The 21,506-nt window shown below is 71.0% G+C and carries 21 protein-coding genes; 12 read left to right on the top strand and 9 right to left on the bottom strand.

The genetic code is table 11. The features are described from left to right. Nucleotides 1–6: 6 nt before the first annotated feature. The 9 genes from AB0J78_RS24400 to AB0J78_RS24360 all read right to left on the bottom strand — a co-directional run bounded on the left by AB0J78_RS24400 (nucleotide 7) and on the right by AB0J78_RS24360 (nucleotide 11,208). On the bottom strand, nucleotides 7–4,653 hold the full coding sequence (locus tag AB0J78_RS24400) for a type VII secretion system-associated protein (RefSeq protein WP_363792747.1): 4,647 nt from the start codon (nucleotides 4,651–4,653) through the stop codon (nucleotides 7–9). Between the two features lie 265 nt (nucleotides 4,654–4,918). Continuing rightward, nucleotides 4,919–5,143, bottom strand: coding sequence for a hypothetical protein (locus AB0J78_RS24395; protein WP_363792745.1), 225 nt, complete (start codon nucleotides 5,141–5,143; stop codon nucleotides 4,919–4,921). Between the two features lie 132 nt (nucleotides 5,144–5,275). Next, entirely contained in the window at nucleotides 5,276–6,031 is a 756-nt protein-coding gene (locus tag AB0J78_RS24390; protein WP_363792743.1) for a sirohydrochlorin chelatase, read from the bottom strand. Further along, entirely contained in the window at nucleotides 6,028–7,371 is a 1,344-nt protein-coding gene (locus AB0J78_RS24385) for a GTP-binding protein (protein ID WP_363792742.1), read from the bottom strand. Before AB0J78_RS24385 ends, AB0J78_RS24390 begins: the two co-directional genes overlap by 4 nt. A 55-nt stretch (nucleotides 7,372–7,426) precedes the next feature. After that, nucleotides 7,427–8,353 carry a sulfate adenylyltransferase subunit CysD gene (cysD, locus tag AB0J78_RS24380; protein WP_363792740.1) on the bottom strand — a complete coding sequence of 309 codons (927 nt, stop codon included), beginning with the start codon at nucleotides 8,351–8,353 and terminating at the stop codon, nucleotides 7,427–7,429. Nucleotides 8,354–8,418: 65 nt separating this feature from the next. Next, the gene (locus AB0J78_RS24375) at nucleotides 8,419–9,147 is read right to left on the bottom strand and encodes a phosphoadenylyl-sulfate reductase (protein ID WP_363792738.1); all 729 of its coding nucleotides are present in this window, start codon (nucleotides 9,145–9,147) and stop codon (nucleotides 8,419–8,421) included. Next, complete coding sequence (locus tag AB0J78_RS24370) at nucleotides 9,147–9,302, bottom strand: Insertion element protein (protein ID WP_132679448.1); 156 nt, start codon at nucleotides 9,300–9,302, stop codon at nucleotides 9,147–9,149. The genes AB0J78_RS24375 and AB0J78_RS24370 overlap by 1 nt, the downstream gene beginning before the upstream one ends. Next, nucleotides 9,299–10,996: a nitrite/sulfite reductase gene (locus tag AB0J78_RS24365; RefSeq protein WP_363792736.1), complete on the bottom strand. Its 1,698-nt coding sequence runs from the start codon at nucleotides 10,994–10,996 to the stop codon at nucleotides 9,299–9,301. Before AB0J78_RS24365 ends, AB0J78_RS24370 begins: the two co-directional genes overlap by 4 nt. 119 nt (nucleotides 10,997–11,115) lie before the next feature. Then, nucleotides 11,116–11,208: a putative leader peptide gene (locus tag AB0J78_RS24360; protein ID WP_363792734.1), complete on the bottom strand. Its 93-nt coding sequence runs from the start codon at nucleotides 11,206–11,208 to the stop codon at nucleotides 11,116–11,118. Nucleotides 11,209–11,274: 66 nt separating this feature from the next. On the opposite strand from AB0J78_RS24360, the gene hemW reads away from it, so the two are divergent. The 12 genes from hemW to era all read left to right on the top strand — a co-directional run bounded on the left by hemW (nucleotide 11,275) and on the right by era (nucleotide 21,467). After that, nucleotides 11,275–12,498: a radical SAM family heme chaperone HemW gene (gene hemW / locus AB0J78_RS24355; protein WP_363792733.1), complete on the top strand. Its 1,224-nt coding sequence runs from the start codon at nucleotides 11,275–11,277 to the stop codon at nucleotides 12,496–12,498. A gap of 32 nt (nucleotides 12,499–12,530) precedes the next feature. Continuing rightward, a complete protein-coding gene (locus AB0J78_RS24350; protein ID WP_363792731.1) occupies nucleotides 12,531–12,728 on the top strand; it encodes a ribbon-helix-helix protein, CopG family in 198 nt (65 codons plus the stop codon). Then, a complete protein-coding gene (locus tag AB0J78_RS24345) occupies nucleotides 12,729–13,118 on the top strand; it encodes a Fic family protein (RefSeq protein WP_363792729.1) in 390 nt (129 codons plus the stop codon). A 168-nt stretch (nucleotides 13,119–13,286) separates the two neighbouring features. Then, nucleotides 13,287–14,309 (top strand): heat-inducible transcriptional repressor HrcA, encoded by a 1,023-nt coding sequence (hrcA, locus tag AB0J78_RS24340; RefSeq protein ID WP_363792727.1) that lies wholly within the window; start codon nucleotides 13,287–13,289, stop codon nucleotides 14,307–14,309. Between the two features lie 61 nt (nucleotides 14,310–14,370). Further along, entirely contained in the window at nucleotides 14,371–15,543 is a 1,173-nt protein-coding gene (gene dnaJ, locus AB0J78_RS24335; protein WP_363792726.1) for a molecular chaperone DnaJ, read from the top strand. 8 nt (nucleotides 15,544–15,551) lie between these two features. After that, nucleotides 15,552–16,286, top strand: coding sequence for a 16S rRNA (uracil(1498)-N(3))-methyltransferase (locus AB0J78_RS24330; protein ID WP_363792724.1), 735 nt, complete (start codon nucleotides 15,552–15,554; stop codon nucleotides 16,284–16,286). Nucleotides 16,287–16,566: 280 nt separating this feature from the next. Next, nucleotides 16,567–16,932: a histidine triad nucleotide-binding protein gene (locus tag AB0J78_RS24325; protein ID WP_363792722.1), complete on the top strand. Its 366-nt coding sequence runs from the start codon at nucleotides 16,567–16,569 to the stop codon at nucleotides 16,930–16,932. 127 nt (nucleotides 16,933–17,059) lie between these two features. Then, a complete protein-coding gene (locus AB0J78_RS24320; RefSeq protein WP_363792837.1) occupies nucleotides 17,060–18,112 on the top strand; it encodes a PhoH family protein in 1,053 nt (350 codons plus the stop codon). Beyond that, complete coding sequence (gene ybeY, locus AB0J78_RS24315; RefSeq protein WP_363792720.1) at nucleotides 18,109–18,669, top strand: rRNA maturation RNase YbeY; 561 nt, start codon at nucleotides 18,109–18,111, stop codon at nucleotides 18,667–18,669. The genes AB0J78_RS24320 and ybeY overlap by 4 nt, the downstream gene beginning before the upstream one ends. A 10-nt stretch (nucleotides 18,670–18,679) precedes the next feature. Beyond that, on the top strand, nucleotides 18,680–20,002 hold the full coding sequence (locus AB0J78_RS24310) for a hemolysin family protein (protein WP_363792718.1): 1,323 nt from the start codon (nucleotides 18,680–18,682) through the stop codon (nucleotides 20,000–20,002). Beyond that, complete coding sequence (locus AB0J78_RS24305) at nucleotides 19,995–20,360, top strand: cytidine deaminase (protein WP_363792716.1); 366 nt, start codon at nucleotides 19,995–19,997, stop codon at nucleotides 20,358–20,360. Before AB0J78_RS24310 ends, AB0J78_RS24305 begins: the two co-directional genes overlap by 8 nt. 201 nt (nucleotides 20,361–20,561) lie before the next feature. Beyond that, the gene (gene era, locus AB0J78_RS24300; RefSeq protein WP_132680833.1) at nucleotides 20,562–21,467 is read left to right on the top strand and encodes a GTPase Era; all 906 of its coding nucleotides are present in this window, start codon (nucleotides 20,562–20,564) and stop codon (nucleotides 21,465–21,467) included. Nucleotides 21,468–21,506: the final 39 nt, after the last annotated feature.

The raw sequence follows: 21,506 nt of genomic DNA, 5'->3' as shown, positions 1-21,506 counted from the left end.
TACGGCTTATCCGGCGCTGTTGGCGGCGGGTTGGGGTTCGGGCGCCTCGACCTCGGAGGCATCCATCTCGGCCAGCAGACGATCCAGGACCTCCCGCAGTTCCAGCCCGTCGACCCACTCCTCGGGCAGCTCCTCGACGCCGCGCGCGGTGCCCATCAGCGCGCCGCAGATCGCCGCCGTCGCCGCGCTGTTGCCCGCGTGCGTGGCCGCGAGCGAGATCGCGTCGGCCACCGAGTTCGGGTGCGACAGCGCCGCGACGACCGCGATGGCCAGTGCTTCCGGTGCGTGCCAGCCCAGGCCCAGCGACTCCAGCACCGTCGGCGACACGGGACCGCCGGTGGCGATCTCGACTGCGGCGCGCAGGCCGCGCGCGGTGTTCTCGGCGCCCTCCATCCGATCGAGTTCGGCCAGCACCGACTGCACGGCCTCGATCAGCGTCCGGCCGCCGTCCAGCCCGCACACCAGGCCCGCCAGCGCGGCCGCAGGCAGGTAACCGTCCGGGTGGCCGTGGGTGAGCACGCCGATGCCGGCGCCCAGCGTGATCGCCTCGGCCGGATCGGTGGCTTCGAAACCGACGACGGCACCGCGCACGGTGGCGGCGGCGTTGCGGGCGTCGTTCGGCGGGTTGCCCGGCGTCGGGTTCTCGGCCCGGTCGCCCCAGCGGGCCACCGCGGTCAGCGTCGCCTCGTCCGGGAACCGCTGCGCGCGAAGGGGTTCCACGTCGCTGAGCTTGCCGCCGCCGTCCGGGGTCGGCCGACCGCCCTGGGTGCGCACCCAGTCCCGCAGCGAGGCCCGCACCAACGACGGCCGGTCCGGGTTCTCCCCGCTCAGCGCGGCCAGCACGAACGCGGTCTGCTGCGTGTAGGCGGTGGCGGCGCCGAGGCGGCCGAACAGCTCGGCGTGCGCGCGCACCCCGTCGGGGTTCTCGCGCAGCGTGGTGAGCAGGTCGCTGAACATCCAGGGCGCGCCGAGGGCGTCGCCCGCGGCGCTGCCGAGCACGCAGCCGGCGAGCCGGTCGCGGCGGCTGGGCCGGACCTGCTCCTCCTCGACGGTTTCGACCTCGTCGTCGACCTCGGCTTCCTCGGGTGCGGACTCGCCGATGAGCTGCGCCGCGCGCTCCTCGCCGAACGCCTCCACCAGGAGCTTGTGCAGGCCGTGGGTGAGGTCGGCGTTGCCGTTGCCGTCGTCGTTGTCGCGGAACTTGCGCCACGCCAGCAGCAACCGCAGTTCCTCGTCGGACAACCCGTCGTCGGAGTCGTCCTTGTCGGCGGGGGCTTCCTCGGCCGCGGCCGTCGCTTCCTCCGCCGCATCCGGCGTGGAAGGTTCCGGCTCGCCGGGTTCCGGCGTGGTCGCTTCCGGCTCGGCCGCTTCCGGCTCGGCCGCTTCCGGTTCGGTCGCTTCCGGTTCGGGCTCCTCGGCCGCGACCACTTCCTCGGGTTCCGCCTCGACCGGCTGCTCCTCGGGCACCGGGTAGCGCGCCGCCCACAGCTGACCGGACGGCGGGTTGGGGCCGAACTCCAGGTCCGCGTCGGCGGCCAGGAACTCCAGGGTCTCGCGCAGCTCCAGCTTGTCCTGCCAGTGCTGCGGGATCGCGGAGGCGGTGTGCGCCGCGCCCATGATGCCGCCACAGATCGACGCGGTGGAGTCGCTGGCGCCGGAGTGGTTCGCGGCCAGCACCAACGCCTCCGGGAACGACTCCGGGTGGGTCAGCGCCGCGCACACCGCGATCGCCAGCACCTGGGCGCCGGAGTGCGCGGTGCCGAAGGTCTCCTCGATCTGCTCCGGCGTCGGCGTGCCGGTCGCGGCCAGCTCGACGGCCTTGCGCAGCGCGGTGATCGTCTCCTCGTGACCGTCCCATTCGGACAGTTCGAGGAGCGTGCGGTCCACCGCCTGCGGCAGCGAGCGGTCGGCCAGCAGCTGGTGCACCAGCACGGCGAGCGAACCGGCGGGCAGGTAGGCGCTGACGTGGCCGTGGGTGAGCAGCGCGGTGCGGGCCCCGGTGCGGAACGCCTCGGACGGGTCGTCCGACCACAGGGCCGCCGGAGCCGCGCGCATCACCGCGCCCCAGTCGGCCGCGTCGTTCGGCGGCTTGTCCAGCGAACCCGGCGCGTTGCCGCCCGCGAAGCCGCGCAGCGCCTGCATCGTGGTCATACCGCGGACGCGGCGGTCGAACAGCTCGCGCTGGCCGATCAGCCAGCCGTCCGGTTCCTCCGCGCTGCCCCCGGCCTCTGCCCACTCGACGCCCTGGGTGTGCAGCCAGCGCTGGTACGCCTGCTGCACGTGGGCCGCCGGGTCGGCGGACCCGTTCTCGCGGCGCGCGGTCGAGGCGCGGATGAGTCCTTCGGCGGTGAACGCGGTCAGCTGGGTCTCGTCGCTGATCGACCCGGCCGGGTGGTGTCCGTCGACGTAGTCGATGAGCCCGGAGTCGCCGTACTTCGCGCGGATCTCGGCCAGCGAGTCGGCCTCGATGGGGAATCCGAGCGCGTCACCGGCGGCGGCGCCCAGCAGCATCCCGAGGATCCGCTGCGTGCGCAGGTCTTCCGGGGAGGACGGCGGTGGCGGTGCGGCCGATTCCGGTGGGGAGACGACGGATTCGACCTGCGGGGCGGCCACCTCCGGTTCGGGCTCCACCTCCGGTTCGGGCGCCACCTCGGGCGCGGCGTCCTCCGCCTCGTCGGTCTCCGCCGGCGCCTCCGCGCTCTCAGCTGGGCTCTCGGCGCGGGGCAGCGACGAGGCGAAGTCCAGGTCGGAGACGTCGCCGGAGGCGGGGTAGCGCTTGGCCCACGCGTCCCCGGTGGGCGGGGTGCCCCGGAACTCCAGCAGTCCGTCCTTGACCAGCGACTCCACGACCTCGCGCTGCCGCAGGTCGCGCAGCCACACGCCGGGCAGCGCGGCGGCCCCGTTGCGGGCGCCGACGATGTTGCCGCAGATCGAGGCCGTCGAGTCGCTGTCGCCGGAGTGGTTGATCGCGAGCATCAGAGCGTCGGCGATGGTGTCGGTGCACAGCGCCGCGCACACCGCGATGGCCAGCGCCTCGTGCCCGGCCCAGCCGCTGCCGAGGGTGTCCTTGAGCTGCTCGGGAGTGGGTTTGCCCTTCGCAGCGAGGTCTTCGGCGGCCTGCAGCGCGCGGTCGGTGTCCTCGTGATCGCGGTAGGCGGCCAGCAGTTCGCGGGCCTGCTTCAGCGCCGAGGGCAGCGACTCCTCGCGCAGCAGCCGGTGCACCAGCACCGCCAGCACACCGGCGGGCAGGTAGGCGTTGGGCTGGGAGTGGGTCAGCGCGGCGGTGGCGGCGGCGAGCTCGAAGACCGAGCGCGGGTCGTCCGACCACAGCGCGACCGGGGCGACCCTGACCACGCCACCGCAGTCGTCGGAGTCGTTGATCGGCCGCTCGAACGTGCCGGGAGCTCCCACCGAGGCGAACTCGCGGAGCGCGCTGATGGATCCGCTGTTCGGCGCGCGCACGGCGAACAGGTCGGACTGCTCGATCAGCCAGCCGTTGGCCTTGGGGTGCTTGGCCGCGAACGGCCCGGCCGACCGCATCCACGCGTAGCCCTGGGTGTGCAGCCAGCGCTGGTAGGCCAGCTGAACGGTGGGCAGCGGACCGGCGGAGTCGCCGCTGCGGGCCAGGCTGTGCGCGCGGATCAGCCCTTCCAGCGTGAACAGCGTCAGCTGGGTGTCGTCGGTGAACTCGCCCGGGTGCTCGCCGCTGCGGTCGTACTCGGTGACGCCGTCCTCGCCGAAGCGGCTGCGGATCTGGTCGATCGGGTAGAACTCCACCGGCGCGCCCAGCGCGTCGCCGATCGCTCCGGCCAGCATCGAGCCCAGGAATCGGCGGCCGAACTCGGTCTCGGCCGGGTCCGCCGGAGCGGCCGGGGGCTGGGGAACGATCGGGGTCGCGGGACCGACCGGGACCGCGGGAGTCGCGGTGGGCGCCGGCATCCCGGCGGGCGGTGAGACCGGTGTTCCCGCGGGCGGTGACATCGGGGTGCCTGCGGGTGGCGAGACCGGGCTTGCCGCGGGGACCGGAGGCATGAGGGTGCCCGCGGGCGGCGACATCGGAACGCCCGCCGGCTTCGGCGGGACCGACGCGGCGATCTTGACCAGGTCCTCACCGGGCATCCGGGCCTTGACTGGACTGGTGGGGTTGATCTGCAGGTCGACGCCGGTCAGCTGGTTGGTCGCCAGCTGCCGCCCGGTCATGCGCTGCCAGGTCGTCCAGTTCGGCGGCAGGAAGCCCTCGGAGGTGAACACCTGCAGCTGGCGGCGGCCCGACTCGTGCTCCATCGTGAACAGCCCGCTGCCCTGCGGCTGGGCGAACAGGATCAGCTCGGAGTCGAGCATCGCGGCGAGCAGGGAGTGGCCCTGCGCGTACCCGGTGGTGGTCAGCTGCAGCGCGCGCTCGACGTCGTTGGTCGGCGCGGGCAGCCGCAGCGCCACGGGGGAGGGCCGGTAGTTCGGGTTGGGGGAGAAGTCGTCGGTGATCTCACCTTGCTCGTCGACGCGGTAACCGCCGATGAAACCCCACGGCGGCACTTCGGCGTTGGGGTCGGTGAAGATCGGGTCGACCACGTACAGCCAGGTGTTGGGCTGCTTCTTGGCCTGTTCCCGCATAGCCGGTGTGATGACCGGTCGACTCGGCTGCTGCGTGTTCATCTCGACCTGTTGTCCCTGACTCCCTGTCCAGCCTTGCATTGATCGCCCCCACAGCGACGGTCACTCGATCGCGTGGGCCTGACGGGGTAGCGATGCACGGTGAGCTGCCGGTTCCCCGTTCAAGCGCCGCCATGCACTCTCTCATGACCTCATGGGATGAATCGTAGTCTTTGAGAGAACAACTCTGAGTGAAACTCGGCGGTGCGGTCCGGTGGATCACACGTAGATCGGGACGGCAATGGTTCACCCGGACGGACCCGGGGGTTCAGTCGGACAGCGCCGCGGCCATCAAGCAGCCCAGGCACGGCATCCCCGCGGGCCCGTCCAGAGCCTCGGCCTGGCCGGGGGCGATGCTGAAACCGCAGTAGGCGCGCAGGGTATCGGGCAGCGGGTCACCGTTCGGGAGCGGGAAGAAGTGGCAGGACTTGTCCTGCTCGCTGCGCGCGAACTCGGGGCGCACCCGCGCGATCAGGTGCGGGATCGACGTCATCGCGGAGCGACCTCCTGCGCGCGCAACCCTGGCGTGAACGGCACAGATCACATCATGCAGATGCAGGTGCGACGGCGAACCCACTTGGCGAATTCTCGCCAAACCGTTGCGCGCGAGACGAGCTGCCCACTCTCACGCCGGGACGGGCAGCGGTGCGTCGACGGTGGCCAGGTCGTAGCGGTGCAGGACGAGATCGGCCACGCCCGGATCATCGGCCATGGGACCCGCGATCAGCGGAGCGTCCGAGCGGGCCTGGGCCAGCTCGACGATGCGGTCCGGGAGCAGCCCCGGCGCCAGGAACCAGGACCCGACCGCGAACCGCCGCGCACCGCGGGCCCGCAGCAGCTCGATGGCCGCCGGGACGTCCGGGGCCGCGGCAGCCGCGAAGGTCGCGACCGTTCCGGCCCAGGAGGTGCGGGACTGCCAGCGGGCCGCGACGTCGGCGACCAGGCGGTTGGCCGGTGCGTGCGACGAGCCCGCGCCCGCCAGCAGAACACCCAGCTCCGGATCGTCGGGGTCGGCACCCGCTGCCAGCAGGCGGCGCCACGCCGCGGCGTCCAGCCGCGGGTCCGGACCCAGCACGTCGCCGATGCGCACCCGGAGGTCCGGATGCCGCTGCTGCGCGTCGGCGACGGCGGCGGGCACGTCGACGCGGGCGTGGAAGGCGTGGCCGAGCAGCAGCGGCACCACCACGGCCTCCCGGTGCCCGTCGGCGCGCACGGCGTCCAGGACGTCGCCCAGCAGCGGCTGGGACAGGTCCAGGAACGCCACGCGCACGTCCAGCTCAGGCCGCAGCGCGCGCACCACGTCCAGCAGCCGGTGGATCGTCGCGGCGGAGCGCGGATCCCGGCTGCCGTGCGCGACGGCGACCAGCGGCGCGGTGGTCATCGCGACGCTTCGGCGAACGGAGCCAGCGGCACGCCGATCAGGCCCGCGGCCAGGGTGGTGCCGTCGGCCGGGTCGATGACCAGGAAGGAGCCGTTGCGGCGGCTGTCGGCGTAGTCGTCGACCGGCAGCGGCTCGGCGGTGCGCAGCTGCACCCGGCCGATCTCGTTGAGCTGCAACGAGTCCGGGGCGGCGACGCTGGTCAGCTGCTGCTCGTCGAAGCGCGCCGACAGCTCGGTGACCATCGCCTGCACGGTGCGGGCGCCGTGCTTGACGAGCACCTTCGCGCCCGGGTTCAGCGTCTTCTCCGCCAGCCAGCACACGGTGGCGTCGAGCTCGTCGGTCAGCCGGGGCGCGGTCTCCGCCGCGGCGATCAGGTCGCCGCGCGAGATGTCGACGTCGTCCTCCAGCAGCAGCGTCACCGAGTGACCCGCCGCGGCCTCCGCCCGCTCGCCGTCGGCGGTGTCCACCTTGGACACCTTGGTGCGCACCCCGGCGGGCAGCACGACGACGTCGTCCCCGGCCCGCACCACACCGGCGCCGACCTGGCCCGCGTAGCCGCGGTAGTCCGGGTGCTCGGCGGTGCGCGGCCGGATCACGTACTGCACCGGCATCCGGAACGGCACGTCGTGCGGGTCCGGCGCGACCGGCACGCTCTCCAGGTGCTCCAGCAGCGACGGGCCGGAGTACCAGGGCGTGTTCTCGGAGCGCTCCACCACGTTGTCGCCGAGCAGCGCCGACACCGGGATGGTCACCACGGCGTCGTCGGCGTAGCCGAGAGCCCTGGCGTGGAGGGCGAACTCCTCGGCGATGCGGGTGAAGGTCGCCTCGTCGAAGTCCACCATGTCGATCTTGTTGACGGCCAGCACCAGCTGCGGCACGCCCAGCAGCGCCAGCACCGCCGCGTGCCGCCGGGTCTGCTCGACGACGCCGTTGCGGGCGTCGACCAGCAGCACCGCCAGCTGTGCGGTCGAGGCACCGGTCACGGTGTTGCGGGTGTACTGCACGTGGCCGGGGGTGTCGGCCAGCACGAAGGTGCGCTTCGGCGTGGCGAAGTAGCGGTAGGCCACGTCGATGGTGATGCCCTGCTCGCGCTCCGCGCGCAGGCCGTCGACCAGCAGCGACAGGTCAGGGGTGGCCAGGCCGCGGTCCGCGCTGGCCCGGTGCACCGCGTCGAGCTGGTCGGCCAGCACCGACTTGGTGTCGTGCAGCAGCCGACCCACCAGCGTGGACTTGCCGTCGTCGACGGAGCCCGCGGTGGCCAGTCGCAGCAGATCGGTGTGCACCGGCAGCGTCACCTCGGTGCCGCTGTCCGGGGCGGTGCGAGTCGTGGTCTCGGTCATCGTCTGGAAACCCATTCCTGGTGGCAGTGGGAGGGAGAACGGAGGACGGGCGGGATCAGAAGTAGCCCTCGCGCTTGCGGTCTTCCATGGCGGCTTCGCTGATCCGGTCGTCTGCGCGGGTCGCGCCTCGCTCGGTGAGGCGGCTGGCCGCGACCTCGGCGATGACGTCGTCCACGGTGTACGCCTCGGACTCGACCGCGCCGGTGCAGGAACCGTCGCCGACCGTGCGGTAGCGCACCGTCTTGGACTCCGGGTTCTCCCCGTCGCGCGGACCGCCCCACGGGCCGGAGGTCAGCCACATGCCGTCGCGCAGGTAGACCTCGCGGCGGTGCGCGTAGTAGATCTCCGGCAGCTCGATCTTCTCCCGCTGGATGTAGCGCCAGATGTCCAGCTCGGTCCAGTTCGACAGCGGGAACACGCGCACGTGCTCACCCGGGCGGTGCCGCCCGTTGTAGAGGTTCCACAGCTCCGGGCGCTGCCGGCGCGGGTCCCACTGCCCGAAGGCGTTGCGCAGGCTGAAGATGCGCTCCTTGGCGCGGGCCCGCTCCTCGTCGCGGCGACCGCCGCCGAAGACGGCGTCGAACTTGTTGTCGCCGATGGCGTCCAGCAGCGGCTGGGTCTGCAGCGGGTTGCGGGTGCCGTCGGCGCGCTCCTGCAGCCGACCGTCGTCGATGTAGTCCTGCACCTCGGCCACGACCAGGCGAAGCTGGTGCTTCTCGACGATGTCGTCGCGGAAGTCCAGCACCTCCGGGAAGTTGTGCCCGGTGTCGACGTGCAGCAGCGAGAACGGCACCGGAGCGGGCCAGAACGCCTTGATCGCCAGGTGCACCAGCACCGTGGAGTCCTTGCCGCCGGAGAACAGGATCACCGGCCGGTCGAACTCACCGGCCACCTCGCGGAAGATGTGGATCGCCTCGGACTCCAGCGCGGCCAGGTTGTCCACCTGCGGCGGCGCGGACACCTCGGTGTCTGCTGTGGTCATTTCCCCTCCGTCGTCTCCCGGACACCCGCACCCGGGTCGAAGTCGTGCTCGTGTGCGCTGAGAACTCAGCCGTGCAATCCGCATTCGGTCTTGGAGCTGCCCGCCCAGCGCCCGCTGCGCGGATCCGCGCCCGGCTGCGGCTTGGCGGTGCAGGGCTGGCATCCGATGGACGGATACCCCGCGGGAACCAGCGGGTTGACCAGCACGCCGTTGTCGTCGATGTAGCGCTGCATCTCCTCGTCGGACCACGCCGCCAGCGGGTTGACCTTCACCAACCCGTTGCGGTCGTCCCAGGTGATGATCGGGGTGTTGGCGCGGGTCGGCGCCTCCACCCGGCGCACGCCGGTCACCCACGCCTCGTAGCGGGACAGCGTGTTGCGCAGCGGGACGACCTTGCGCAGGAAGCAGCAGCGCTGCGCGTCGCGCTCGTACAGGCGCGGACCCTCGGCCTGGTCCTGCTCGGCGACGGTCTGCTCGGGAAGCGCGTTGACCATCTTCACGTCGTAGACCTGCTCGACGGCGTCGCGCGTGCCGATGGTCTCGGCGAAGTGGTAGCCGGTCTCCAGGAACAGGATCTCCACGCCGGGCATGGCCTTGGCGGCCAGGTCGACCAGCACCGCGTCCTGCATGTTGGAGGCCACGATCAGCCTGCCGTCGCCGAAGTGCTCCGCCGCCCAGCGCAGCGCTTCCTCCGCGGTGGCGTCGGCCAGCTCCGGCGCGGCCTTGTCGACCAGCGCCTTGAGCTCCTCGTCGCTGCGTCGCGATCCGATCTGTGTGGTGGTTTCGGCGGTCATCAGTCTCCGTTCCCTCCCAGCGCCAACCCGACCAGCCGCACGGTGAAGACCCGTCGGCAGGCGTGGCACTTCCAGGCCCCGGAGGGCTCTTCCTCCGGGGTGAGGTCCTCGTCGCCGCAGTACGGGCAGCACTGCGGCACCGCCCGCTCGCTCATTTGAGGTCGTCTTCCTCGGCGCGGGCGACCCACTGCGCGAACCGCTCGCCCTCTTCGCGCTGGTCCAGGTAGTTGCGCACGAGCCGCTCCACGTAGGGGCCGACCTCGGAGGAGATGACCTTGTGGCCGCGGATCTTCCGGCCGAACCCGGTGTCGATGGCCAGGCCACCGCCCAGGTGCACCTGGAAGCCCTCGACCTGGTTCCCGTCGCCGTCCGGGACCATCTGGCCCTTCAGCCCGATGTCGGCGACCTGGGTCCGGGCGCAGGCGTTCGGGCAGCCGTTGAGGTTGATCGTCACCGGGTCGGTGACACCGGCCTGCACGTCGGCGAGCCGCTTCTCCAGCTCGGAGACCAGGTCGATCGCCCGCTGCTTGGTCTCGACGATGGCGAGCTTGCAGAACTCGATGCCGGTGCAGGCCATCACGCCGCGCCGCCACGGCGACGGGTCGGCGTGCAGGCCCAGCTCGGCGAGGTCCGCGGTCAGACCCTCCACGTCGGACTCGGCCACGTCGAGCACCAGCAGGTTCTGCTCGACGGTGGTGCGCACCCGCTTGGAACCGACGCGCTCGGCGGCCTTGGCGACCTCCATCAGCGTCGAACCGCTCACCCGGCCGGCAGCGCTCTTGACGCCCACGTAGTGGTTGCCGTCGACCTGCCGGTGCACGCCGAGGTGGTCGCGGTGACCCGAGGGCGTCTCCGGGGCGGGCCCGTCGATCAGCTTGCGGCCCAGGTACTCGTCCTCCAGCACCTGCCGGAACTTCTCCGCGCCCCAGTCGGCGAGCAGGTACTTCAGGCGGGCCCGGTTGCGCAGGCGGCGGTAGCCGTAGTCGCGGAAGATCTGCACGACCGCGTGCCAGACCTCGGCGGCGTCCTCCTGCGAAACCCAGGCGCCCAGGCGCACGGCCAGCTTCGGGTTGGTCGACAGACCGCCGCCGACCCACAGGTCGTAGCCCGGACCGTGCTCCGGGTGGACCACGCCGACCAGCGAGATGTCGTTGATCTCCGGGACCGTGTCCCAGCGCGGCGAACCCGAGATCGCGGTCTTGAACTTGCGCGGCAGGTTCGACAGCGACCGGTCGCCGATGTAGCGCTCGGTGATCTCGGCGATCGCCGGGGTCGCGTCGATGATCTCGTCGGCGGCGATGCCCGCCACCGGCGAACCGAGGATCACGCGCGGGCAGTCGCCGCAGGCCTCGGTGGTGGAGAGCCCGACGCTCTCGAGCTTCTGCCAGATCGTCGGCACGTCCTCGACGCGGACCCAGTGCAGCTGGACGTTCTGCCGGTCGGTGATGTCGGCGGTGTCACGCGCGTAGGTCTGCGACACCTCGCCGATGACCCGCAGCTGCTCGGTGGTCAGCGCACCGCCGTCGACGCGCACCCGCATCATGAAGTAGCGGTCGTCGAGGTCCTCGGGCTCGATCGTGCCGGTGCGCGCACCGGGGATGCCCGGCGCGCGCTGGGTGTACAGGCCCCACCAGCGGAAGCGGCCTCGCAGGTCACCGGGGTCGATCGCGTCGAAGCCCCGGTGGGCGTAGATGTTCTCGATCCGCTCGCGCACGTTGAGCGGGTTGTCGTCCTTCTTGGAGCGCTCGTTTGCGTTGAGCGGTTCGCGGTAACCGAGCGCCCACTGGCCCTCGCCGCGGGTCTTGCGCTTGCGGGCAGGACGAGCAGGCGATTCCGTGGGGGGAGCCATGTCCGCGACCTCCGGGACTTCCAGGCGCGAAGCCTCCGCGTGGAAGTACCGTCGGCGTGACGGCTCTCACTCCTCGGAGGCCCGGCGCCGACTGAACAAGACAAAAAGACGGCGGGGGATCAGACCTTGCCGAGGCAGAGCGCGCTGGCCACCCGCCGCAGGTCAACGTACCTGCGGGCGACCAGGAGAAGCTCTGGCAGAGTCGCACCCACGTCGCGCAGCGTGCCACGCGTGAACCGGCGGGACCAACCCCATCCGCATGGTGAGACAGTGGAAGCGTGCCTGCTCAACCCCCTACCGGCGAACCGGCCCCGGCCGACGGGAGCCTCCCCGAATCGGCCCTGACCGGGCTGGGTTCGCGCCCCTTCGGCGTCTACGTCCACGTGCCGTTCTGCGCCACCCGCTGCGGGTACTGCGACTTCAACACCTACACCGCCGATGAGCTGGGGTCTTCGGCCAGTTTCGGCAGTTGGCTGGACGGTCTGCGAGCCGAGCTGGAGCTCGGCGCGAAGGCCCTCTCCGGAGGTCCCGCGCCGGCCGCTGAGACCGTCTTCGTGGGAGGCGGAACGCCCTCGCTGCTGGGCGCTGAACGGCTGGGTGCGGTCGTCGATGCGATTCGGGACACATTCGGCCTGGCAGCCGGGGCCGAGGTGACCACGGAGTCCAACCCGGAGTCGACCTCCCCGGAGTTCTTCGAACGCATTCGAAAATCCGGTTTCACGCGTGTGTCCCTCGGCATGCAATCGGCCGCCGAGCACGTGCTGCGCGTGCTGGAGCGCACCCACACGCCGGGGCGTGCCGTTGCCGCCGCCCGAGAGGCTCGCGCCGCCGGGTTCGAGCACGTCAACCTGGACCTGATCTACGGCACGCCGGGGGAGCGCGAGCAGGACCTGCGCGACTCGCTGGACGCGGTGCTGGAAGCGGGCGTGGACCACGTCTCGGCGTACTCGCTGATCGTGGAGGACGGCACGGCCATGGCCCGCAAGGTCCGCCGCGGCGAACTGCCGATGCCCGACGAGGACGTCCTCGCCGACCGCTACGAGCTCATCGACGCCAAGCTGGCCGAGGCCGGTCTGCACTGGTACGAGGTCTCCAACTGGGCGCGCGACGCCGACGCCGAGTGCCGCCACAACCTCGGCTACTGGCAGGGCGGTGACTGGTGGGGCGCCGGTCCGGGCGCGCACAGCCACGTCGGTGGCGTCCGCTGGTGGAACGTCAAGCACCCCGCCCGCTACGCCGCAGCCCTCGCCGAAGGCGATTCCCCGGCCCAGGCCCGCGAACTGCTCACCGCCGAGGACCAGCGCATCGAGCGCGTCATGCTCGAACTCCGCGTGCGCAGCGGCCTGTCGGTGCGGACCCTCGACGACGCGGGCCGCCGAGCCGCTGACCAGGCCGCGGCCGACGGCCTGCTGGAGCCCGACGCCCTCGCCGACGGCCGCTGCGTCCTCACCGACCGCGGCCGCCTCCTCGCCGACGCGGTCGTCCAAGACCTCCTCGCCTGACATCGTTTGGTATCGCGCGGTATCATGCGGTCATGGCGATGACTCTGCGGCTGACAGACGAGGAAACAGAGGCTCTCCGTCAAGCGGCGGAAGACGAGCACCGTTCGATGCAGGACGTTGCGCGCCAGGCCATTCGCGAGTACACGGCCCGGCGTGAGGTCTCGTTCGCGGAGGCCGTCGACTTCGTGGTGCAGCGAGACGCCGAGCTCATCGAGAGGTTGGGTCAGTAGGTGACCAGGTTTCCCTCCATCGATGACCTGGTCCTCGCCGCGACACGTGCACTGGGGCATCAACCGGAGGTTCGAGACTGGGGTTTGCTGCAGGGCGCGCTCGCACGCGCACAGGCAACCGTTTTCGGGAAGGACGCCTATCCGACGGTGCACGACAAAGCGGCGGCCTTGTTGCATTCGCTCGTCCGCAACCACGCGTTGGTGGACGGCAACGAGCGGCTCGGGTGGGTCGGCACCTTCGGTTTCTACTGGATCAACGGTGTTCTCCTGACCGCTCCGACGGTTGATGACGGTGAGAAGTTCGTGGTGGCCATCGCCTCCGGCGAGCTCGATGTTCCGGAAATCGCCGGGACGTTGCGCGCTTGGACGGCTCCACGGCTCCGTCAGTAGCAGCGCTGCCGCACGCCTGCGCGGGTGCGAGCTGCGGCTCTCGGTTCTGGGGGACGAACACCGTAAACTCGATGTGGGCGCCCAGAGCCCCGAGCTTCGGGTGCGCGGATAGGTGTGGGCCAGGGTTACCGCGAAATCCGCTGGGCAGGCTGTTGAGGAGGTGCGCGGGTGAACGCGGATGAACGCCGCTTCGAGGTCCTGCGGGCGATCGTGGCCGACTTCGTGTCGTCCAAGGAGCCGGTCGGTTCGAAGGCGTTGGTCGACCGCCACAACCTCGGTGTGTCCAGCGCCACCGTGCGCAACGACATGGCGGCCCTGGAGGAGGACGGCTTCATCGTCCAGCCGCACACCAGCGCCGGACGGGTGCCCACCGACAAGGGCTACCGGTTGTTCGTCGACCGGTTGCACGAGGTCAAGCCGCTGACCGGTCCCGAACGCCGCGCCATCCGCAACTTCCTGGACGGCGCTCTGGACCTCGACGACGTGATGCGCCGCAGCGTGCGGTTGCTCGCGCAGCTCACCCAGCAGGTCGCCGTCGTCCAGTACCCGACGCTGACCCGGTCCACCGTCCGGCACGTCGAGGTGGTCACGATCACCCCGGCGAGGCTGATGCTGGTGCTGATCACCAACACCGGCCGCGTCGACCAGCGGATGGTCGACCTCGGCGACGTCATCACCGACGACGACGTGGCCCGGCTGCGGACCGTGCTCAACTCGGCGATGACCGAGAAGCGGCTCGCCGACGCCTCCGCCGCGGTGGCCGAACTGCCCGACCAGGCCCCGCCGGAACTGCGGGACGTGCTCATCCGGGTCTGCGGCGTGCTCATCGAGTCGCTCGTGGAGCACCCGGAGGAGCGGATGGTGCTCGGCGGCACGCCCAACCTCACCCGCAACGTCGCTGACTTCCCGAACTCGCTGCGCCAGGTCCTCGAAGCCCTGGAGGAGCAGGTGGTGGTGCTCAAGCTGCTCGCCGCCGCCCGCGATTCGAGTACCGTCCGGGTCAGCATCGGGGCGGAGAACGAGGCGTTGGAGATGCAGACGACCTCGGTGATTTCCACCGGATACGGTTCGGATGGCATGGTCTTGGGCGGTCTGGGCGTTGTCGGCCCGACCCGCATGGACTACCCCGGAACGATGGCGGCGGTCCGTGCCGTGGCCGCGTACGTGGGTGAGATCCTGGACGGCCGGTGAGGTTCGCACCGGCATGACCGGCATTCACTCGACTTAATCGAGCAGAGGAAGTACGGAGAAGGTGGCCAGGGACTACTACGCGACCCTCGGGATCTCCCAGGACGCGACACCCGAGCAGATCAAGCGCGCATACCGCAAACTCGCCCGGGAACTGCATCCCGACGTCAATCCGGACGAGGCGGCTCAAGAGCGGTTCGCGGAGGTGACCACCGCCTACGAGGTGCTCTCCGACCCGAAGAAGCGCCAGGTCGTGGACCTCGGCGGGGACCCGCTGGGCAACGGCGGCGCCGGTGGCGGCACGGGCGGCGATCCGTTCGCCGGCTTCGGCGGCCTCGGCGACATCATGGACGCCTTCTTCGGAGGCGGCGCGGGCGGCGGCGGTGGCCGAGGCCCGCGCAGCCGCGTGCAGCCCGGTTCCGACGCCCTGCTGCGCCTGGAGCTGACGCTGGAGGAGTGCGCCAGCGGCGTCAACCGCGACATCACCGTGGACACCGCGGTGCTCTGCGACGTCTGCGACGGCGGTGGTTCGAAGGCCGGCAGCGCGCCATCGACCTGCGACACCTGCGGTGGTCGCGGCGAGGTGCAGTCGGTGCAGCGCTCCTTCCTGGGCCAGGTCATGACGTCCCGCCCCTGCCCGGTCTGCCGCGGCTTCGGCGAGGTCATCACCGACCCCTGCCAGCAGTGCTCCGGTGACGGCCGGGTCCGCGCACGGCGCACCATCACCGTCAAGATCCCGGCGGGCGTCGGCGACGGCATGCGCGTCCGGCTCGCCGGCGAGGGCGAGGTCGGTCCCGGCGGTGGCCCGGCGGGCGACCTGTTCGTCGAGGTCGAGGAGCTGCCGCACGAGCGGTTCACCCGCGACGGCGCCGACCTGCACTGCAACGTCGAACTGCCGATGACCGCGGCGGCGCTGGGCACGGTCCTGCTGCTGGAGACGCTGGACGGTTCGCGCGAGGAGATCGCGGTCGAGGCGGGCACCCAGCCCGGCACCGAGCACGTGATCACCGGACGCGGGCTGCCCAAGCTGCGCTCCAACGGCAAGGTCAGCGGCCACGGCGACCTGCACATCCACCTGGACGTCGTGGTTCCGACGAACCTCGACGAAACCCAGTCCGAGATGCTGCGCGACCTGGCCAAGCTGCGCGGCGAGGAGCAGCCCGAGCCGACGGTGACCGCCAACGGCAACGGCAGGCAGGGACTGTTCTCCCGGTTCCGCTCCTTCGGGCACCGCTGAGGCAGCCCGTGTCGCTGCCGGTCTTCTCGGTGGAGCGGTTGCCCGCGGCCGGATCCACCACGCTGGACGGCCCCGAGGGCAAGCACGCCGCAACCGTGCGCCGCCTGCGCGTCGGCGAAGAGCTGCTGCTCTCCGACGCGCAGGGCGGCATGGCGCGCTGCGTCGTCGAGGCCGCCGAACGCGATTCGCTGCGGTTGGCCGTGTCGGAGACCTGGCACGAGCCGCAGCCGGAGCTGCGCGTCCGGGTGGTCCAGGCGCTGGTCAAGGGCGATCGCGGCGAGCTCGCCGTCGAACTGGCGACCGAGGCGGGTGTCGACGCCGTCGTGCCGTGGCGCGCGTCCCGCTGCGTGGCCAAGTGGGACGACGGGCCGCGCGGTGCCAAGGCCCTGGCGCGCTGGCGCAGCACCGCGGCGGCAGCGGCGAAGCAGGCCCGCCGGGCCTGGACGCCCGAGGTCACCGAGCCGGTCAGCACCAAGCAGCTCGCCGCGCTCATCGCCGAGGCCGACGCCGCGCTGGTCCTGCACGAGTCGGCGACCGGCCCGCTGACCTCCGCCGATCTGCCGGGCTCCGGCGAGGTGCTGCTGGTGGTGGGCCCGGAGGGCGGCATCACCGACGACGAGCTCACCGCCTTGGGTGACGCCGGAGCGCAGGTCACCCGCCTGGGGCACACGGTTCTGCGGGCCTCGACCGCCGCAGCCGTGGCGCTGGGGGCGCTGGGGGCTGTGACCACCCGCTGGTCCTGACACCTCGGGTCACCAAGATCCAGAACTTCTCCGTTTGCGTAGCGCGATCGACTGACGCGGGGATACGCTCGGTGGCGGCGAGAGTGCGACGAGCAACGTCGTCACCGGTGTCGCACGGGCATCGGGTTCTCCGCACTCGCCGGACTCCTCCCCCCTTGGTCCGGCGAGAGCTGCGCCGCAAGTGGAGCACTCCCCCCAGCCCCGGTTGCGGCGCAGCACCTCAAAGATGGAGCCACTTCCGCCCGCGGCTCGAACATCGACTTCAGCTAGCCTTCGGGGCATGAGCGAGGAGAAGGAGCTGTTCCTGCGCATCATCGCGCGGGAGATCCCGGCCGACATCGTGCGGGAGAACGAGCGGGTCATCGCGATCCGCGACATCAACCCGCAGGCCCCGACGCACGTGCTGGTCATCCCCAAGGAGCGGTACCGCAACGTCGCCGAACTGGCCGCCGCCGACCCGGAGCTGCTGGGCGAGCTGATCACCACCGCGCACGAGATCGCGAAGGCGGAGGGAATCTCCGAGCCCGGTTACCGGTTGTTGTTCAACACCAACGCCGACGCGGGTCAGACCATCTTCCACGTGCACCTGCACCTGCTCGGCGGGGAATGGCTCGGTGGCATGACCGGCGGTCCGCTCAAGGGCTGACCGGCGCGTTCCGGGGGAGCATGTAGGCAACTCGGTTGCTCCTTTGGACTACCATCGGTGCCAGGGAGAACTGACCGAACGACCCGCGCGCAACGCGCAGAAGGTAGGCCCGAACTACGTGGCCGGTATCGCAGCGGGTGGCGCCGCCGCCCAGTCCGGAGAGCAGCCGCAGACCGCAACGGCTCAGTCCAAGGTGAACATCCCCGACGACGTCGTGCTGACGCTGGTGGGTAGCCGGGACGAGAACCTGCGGGTCGTCGAGGACCTGCTCACCGCCGACGTCCATGTCCGGGGCAACGAGGTGACTCTCTCCGGGGAGCCTGCGGAGGTCGCGTTCGCGGAACGGGTGTTCGCCGAGCTCATCGCCCTCATCGGCAAGGGCAGCCAGCTCAATCCCGACATCGTCCGCCGCAGCGTGGGGATGCTCTCGGCCGACCACAACGAGTCGCCGGCCGACGTGCTCAGCCTGGACATCGTGTCGCGGCGCGGTCGGACCATCCGCCCCAAGACGCTCAACCAGAAGCGCTACGTCGACGCCATCGACCACCACACCGTGGTGTTCGGCATCGGCCCCGCCGGTACCGGCAAGACGTACCTGGCCATGGCCAAGGCCGTGCAGGCGTTGCAGGCCAAGCGGGTAAACCGGATCATCCTCACCCGCCCGGCCGTCGAGGCCGGCGAGCGGCTGGGATTCCTGCCCGGCACCCTCTACGAGAAGATCGACCCCTACCTGCGGCCGCTGTACGACGCGCTGCACGACATGGTCGATCCGGAATCCGTGCCGCGCCTGACCCAGGCGGGGACGATCGAGATCGCTCCGCTGGCCTTCATGCGCGGGCGCACGCTCAACGATTCCTTCATCATCCTGGACGAGGCGCAGAACACCACGCCCGAGCAGATGAAGATGTTCCTGACCCGCTTGGGCTTCGGCTCCAAGATCGTGGTCACCGGCGACGTCACCCAGATCGACCTGCCCGGGGGCCAGCGCAGCGGCCTGAAGATGGTGCAGAACATCCTGGACGACGTCGACGACGTGCACTTCTCCCAGCTGGACAGCCACGACGTGGTGCGGCACCGGCTGGTCACCGACATCGTCAACGCCTACGACCGCTGGCACGCGATCAACGACGCCGACCAGCACGATGAACGGCGCAACGGCCAGCGACGAGGACGAGCATGACCATCGAGATTGCCAACGAATCCGGCGTCGCGGTGCCCGAGGAGACGATCGTCTCGGTGGCCCGCTTCGCGCTCGACAAGATGAGCGTCAGCCAGCTCGCCGAGCTGTCCATAGTGCTGGTGGACCTCGACGTGATGGCCGACCTGCACGAGCGGTGGATGGACCTGCCCGGCCCCACCGACGTGATGTCCTTCCCGATGGACGAGTACGACTCGGCCCGCCGCCCGGACTCGGCCGGTTCCGGTCCGGCGCTGCTCGGCGACATCGTGCTGTGCCCCGCCTTCGCCAAGGACCAGGCGAAGAAGGCCGGTCACAGCACTCTCGACGAGCTGCACCTGCTGACCGTGCACGGCGTCCTGCACCTGCTCGGCTACGACCACGCCGAGCCGGAGGAGGAGCGCGAGATGTTCGGGCTGCAGAACCGAATCCTGGCCGAGTACCGCGAGGCGCGTGACGAGGCCGAGCGGGCGCAGGCTCAGCGCAGCGCGGACGACAAGGTCCTGGGCGCGGTCGGTCTGGACGACGAGCCGGGCGCGGGCCCGGCTCCGGTGAACTAGGGGAGTGGAGTTGGCCGGTTCCACCGCGTTCTTGGTGCTCGCGGTGCTGCTGGTGCTCGCGGCCGGGGTGTTCGCCGCCTCCGAGGCGGCCATCACCGTGGCCTCCCACGCGCGCGCCGAAGACCTGGCCCGCCAGGGCCGCACCGGCGCGAAGCAGCTCGTCCTGCTGCTCGGCGACCGGCCCAGGCACGTCAACCTGCTGCTCCTGCTCCGCCTCGCCTGCGAGATGGGCGCGACCGTGCTGGTCACGGTGGTGGCGCTGCGCGTCGCGGAGTCAGAGGCCTGGGCGCTGGTCGTCGCGGTGCTGATCATGCTGGTCGCCTCGTACGTGCTGGTCGGCGTCGGACCGCGCACGCTCGGCAGGCAGCACCCGTACGGCATCGGCCTGAAGATCGCGGTGCCGGTCCGCGTGCTGGCCCGATTGCTGAACCCGCTGACCCGGCTGCTGATCCTGATCGGCAACATGATCACGCCCGGCAAGGGCTTCCGCGAGGGACCGTTCTCCACCGAGGTGGAGCTGCGCGAGCTGGTCGACCTGGCCGGTGAGCGCGGCGTGGTGGCCGCGGGCGAGCGGGAGATGATCCACTCGGTCTTCGAGCTCGGCGACACCCTCGCGCGCGAGGTGATGGTGCCGCGCACCGAGATCATCTGGATCGAGCAGACCAAATCGGCTCGGCAGGCGCTCGCGCTGTGCCTGCGCTCGGGCTTCTCCCGGATCCCGGTGATCGGTGACAGCGTCGACGACATCGTCGGCCTGGTCACGCTCAAGGACCTCACCCGCATCGTGCTGGAGACCACCGACGCCGCAGGGCCCGCGGTGGTGGAGCTGATGCGGCCCGCGACCTTCGTGCCCGACACCAAGCGGCTCGACGAGCTGCTGCGCGAGATGCAGATCTCGCGCGGTCACCTCGCCATCGCCGTCGACGAGTACGGCGGCACCGCCGGGCTGCTGACCATCGAGGACATCGTGGAGGAGATCGTCGGCGAGATCACCGACGAGTCCGACCGGGAGGAGCACCGCCCGGTCGAGCACATGGAGGACGGCACCGTCCGGGTGAGCTCCCGGCTCCCGGTCGAGGACCTGGGGGAGCTGTTCGACGTCGAGCTCGACGACTCCGACGTGGAGACCGTCGGCGGTCTGCTGGCGCAACGGCTGGGCCGGGTGCCGCTGCCGGGTGCCGAGACCGAGATCGCCGGCCTTCGGCTGCGCGCCGAGGGCGGCAAGGACCACCGGGGCCGGATCCGCATCAACGCGTTGCTGGTCCACCGGGTGAACACCGATCAAGCACCGCTGCGCGGTGCCGACCAGGAGGGAAGCAACAGCCGTGGCTGAGCACGTCGAGAAGGCGGCACCGCAGGAGCTCGACCCGGAGGACGCCAAGATCGTCACGCTCGCGCGTTCCTCCCGCGCCCGCAACGGCGCCGCCGAAGGCGCGGCGGTCCGCGACACCGACGGCCGCACCTACGCGGCCACCACGGTGGACCTGTCGTCCCTGAAGCTCACGGCCCTGCAGGCCGCCGTGGCCGCTGCCGTCTCCAGCGGCGCCGAGGGCCTGGAGGCCGCCGCGGTCGTCACCGACGCGGAAACCCTCGACCACGCCTCGGTCGCGGCCGCCCACGACCTCACCAAGAACACCCCGATCCTCCGGGCCAACGCCAAGGGCGAGGCCCAAGCCCTCATCGCGGACTGACCCGATTTCAGTGGAACTCGGGACCCCGATTTCGGTGGAACTCAGGGTCCCGATCTCCACTGAAGTCCGGTCCCGGAGTTCCACTGAAATCTGGTCCCGGAGTTCCACTGAAATCCGGTCACCCGTGGTGCGGGAAGGTGGGGACCGGGGCGTGCGGTGGGTGGTGAGCAGGTGGGGACGGGGGCCCGTCACAATGGGGCGGTGACCTCCGAAGATGCCCACCGTTCCGGATTCGCCTGCTTCGTCGGCCGACCCAACGCCGGCAAGTCGACGCTGACGAATCGCCTGGTCGGAACGAAGGTGGCGATCACCTCCAGCAAGCCCCAGACGACCCGGCACGCGATCCGCGGCATCGTGCACCGCCCCGACGCCCAGCTGATCATCGTCGACACCCCCGGCCTGCACCGCCCGCGCACCCTGCTCGGCCGCAGGCTCAACGACCTGGTCTACGAGACCTGGTCCGAAGTGGACGTCGTCGGTTTCTGCGTGCCCGCCGACGAGAAGGTCGGTCCCGGCGACCGCTTCATCGCCGAGCAGCTCAAGAAGGTCTCCCGCCGCACCCCCGTCGTCGGGGTCGTCACCAAGACCGACCTGGTGCCCAAGCAGCAGGTCGCCGAGCAGCTGCTGGCGCTGCAGGAGGTGATGGACTTCGCCGAGCTCATCCCGGTGTCGGCGAAGGACTCCTTCCAGGTCGACGAGCTCTCCGACGTGCTGGTCTCGCAGCTGCCGGAAGGCCCGCAGCTGTACCCGGACGGCGAGCTGACCGATGAGCCGGAAACGACGCTGATCGCCGAGCTGATCCGCGAAGCCGCGCTGGAGGGCGTGCGCGACGAGCTGCCGCACTCGCTGGCGGTCACCGTCGAGGAGATGAACCCGCGCGAGGGCCGCGACGACCTGATCGACGTGCACGCGCTGATCTACGTCGAGCGCTCCAGCCAGAAGGCCATCGTCATCGGCCGCGGCGGAGAGCGGTTGCGCACGGTCGGCTCCCAGGCGCGCAGGCAGATCCAAGCGCTGCTGGGCAGCAAGATCTACCTCGATCTGCACGTCAAGATCGCCAAGGACTGGCAGCGCGATCCCAAGCAGCTCCGCAAACTGGGGTTCTGATCACTTTTTCCAGGTGGCTTTTCCGGAACCGCCCACGAC

It is taken from the genome of Saccharopolyspora sp. NPDC049426, assembly GCF_040676935.1.
GTDB lineage: Bacteria > Actinomycetota > Actinomycetes > Mycobacteriales > Pseudonocardiaceae > Saccharopolyspora.
Note: the sequence above shows the minus strand (reverse complement) of the source record. Positions and strands in the feature narration are given on the sequence as shown.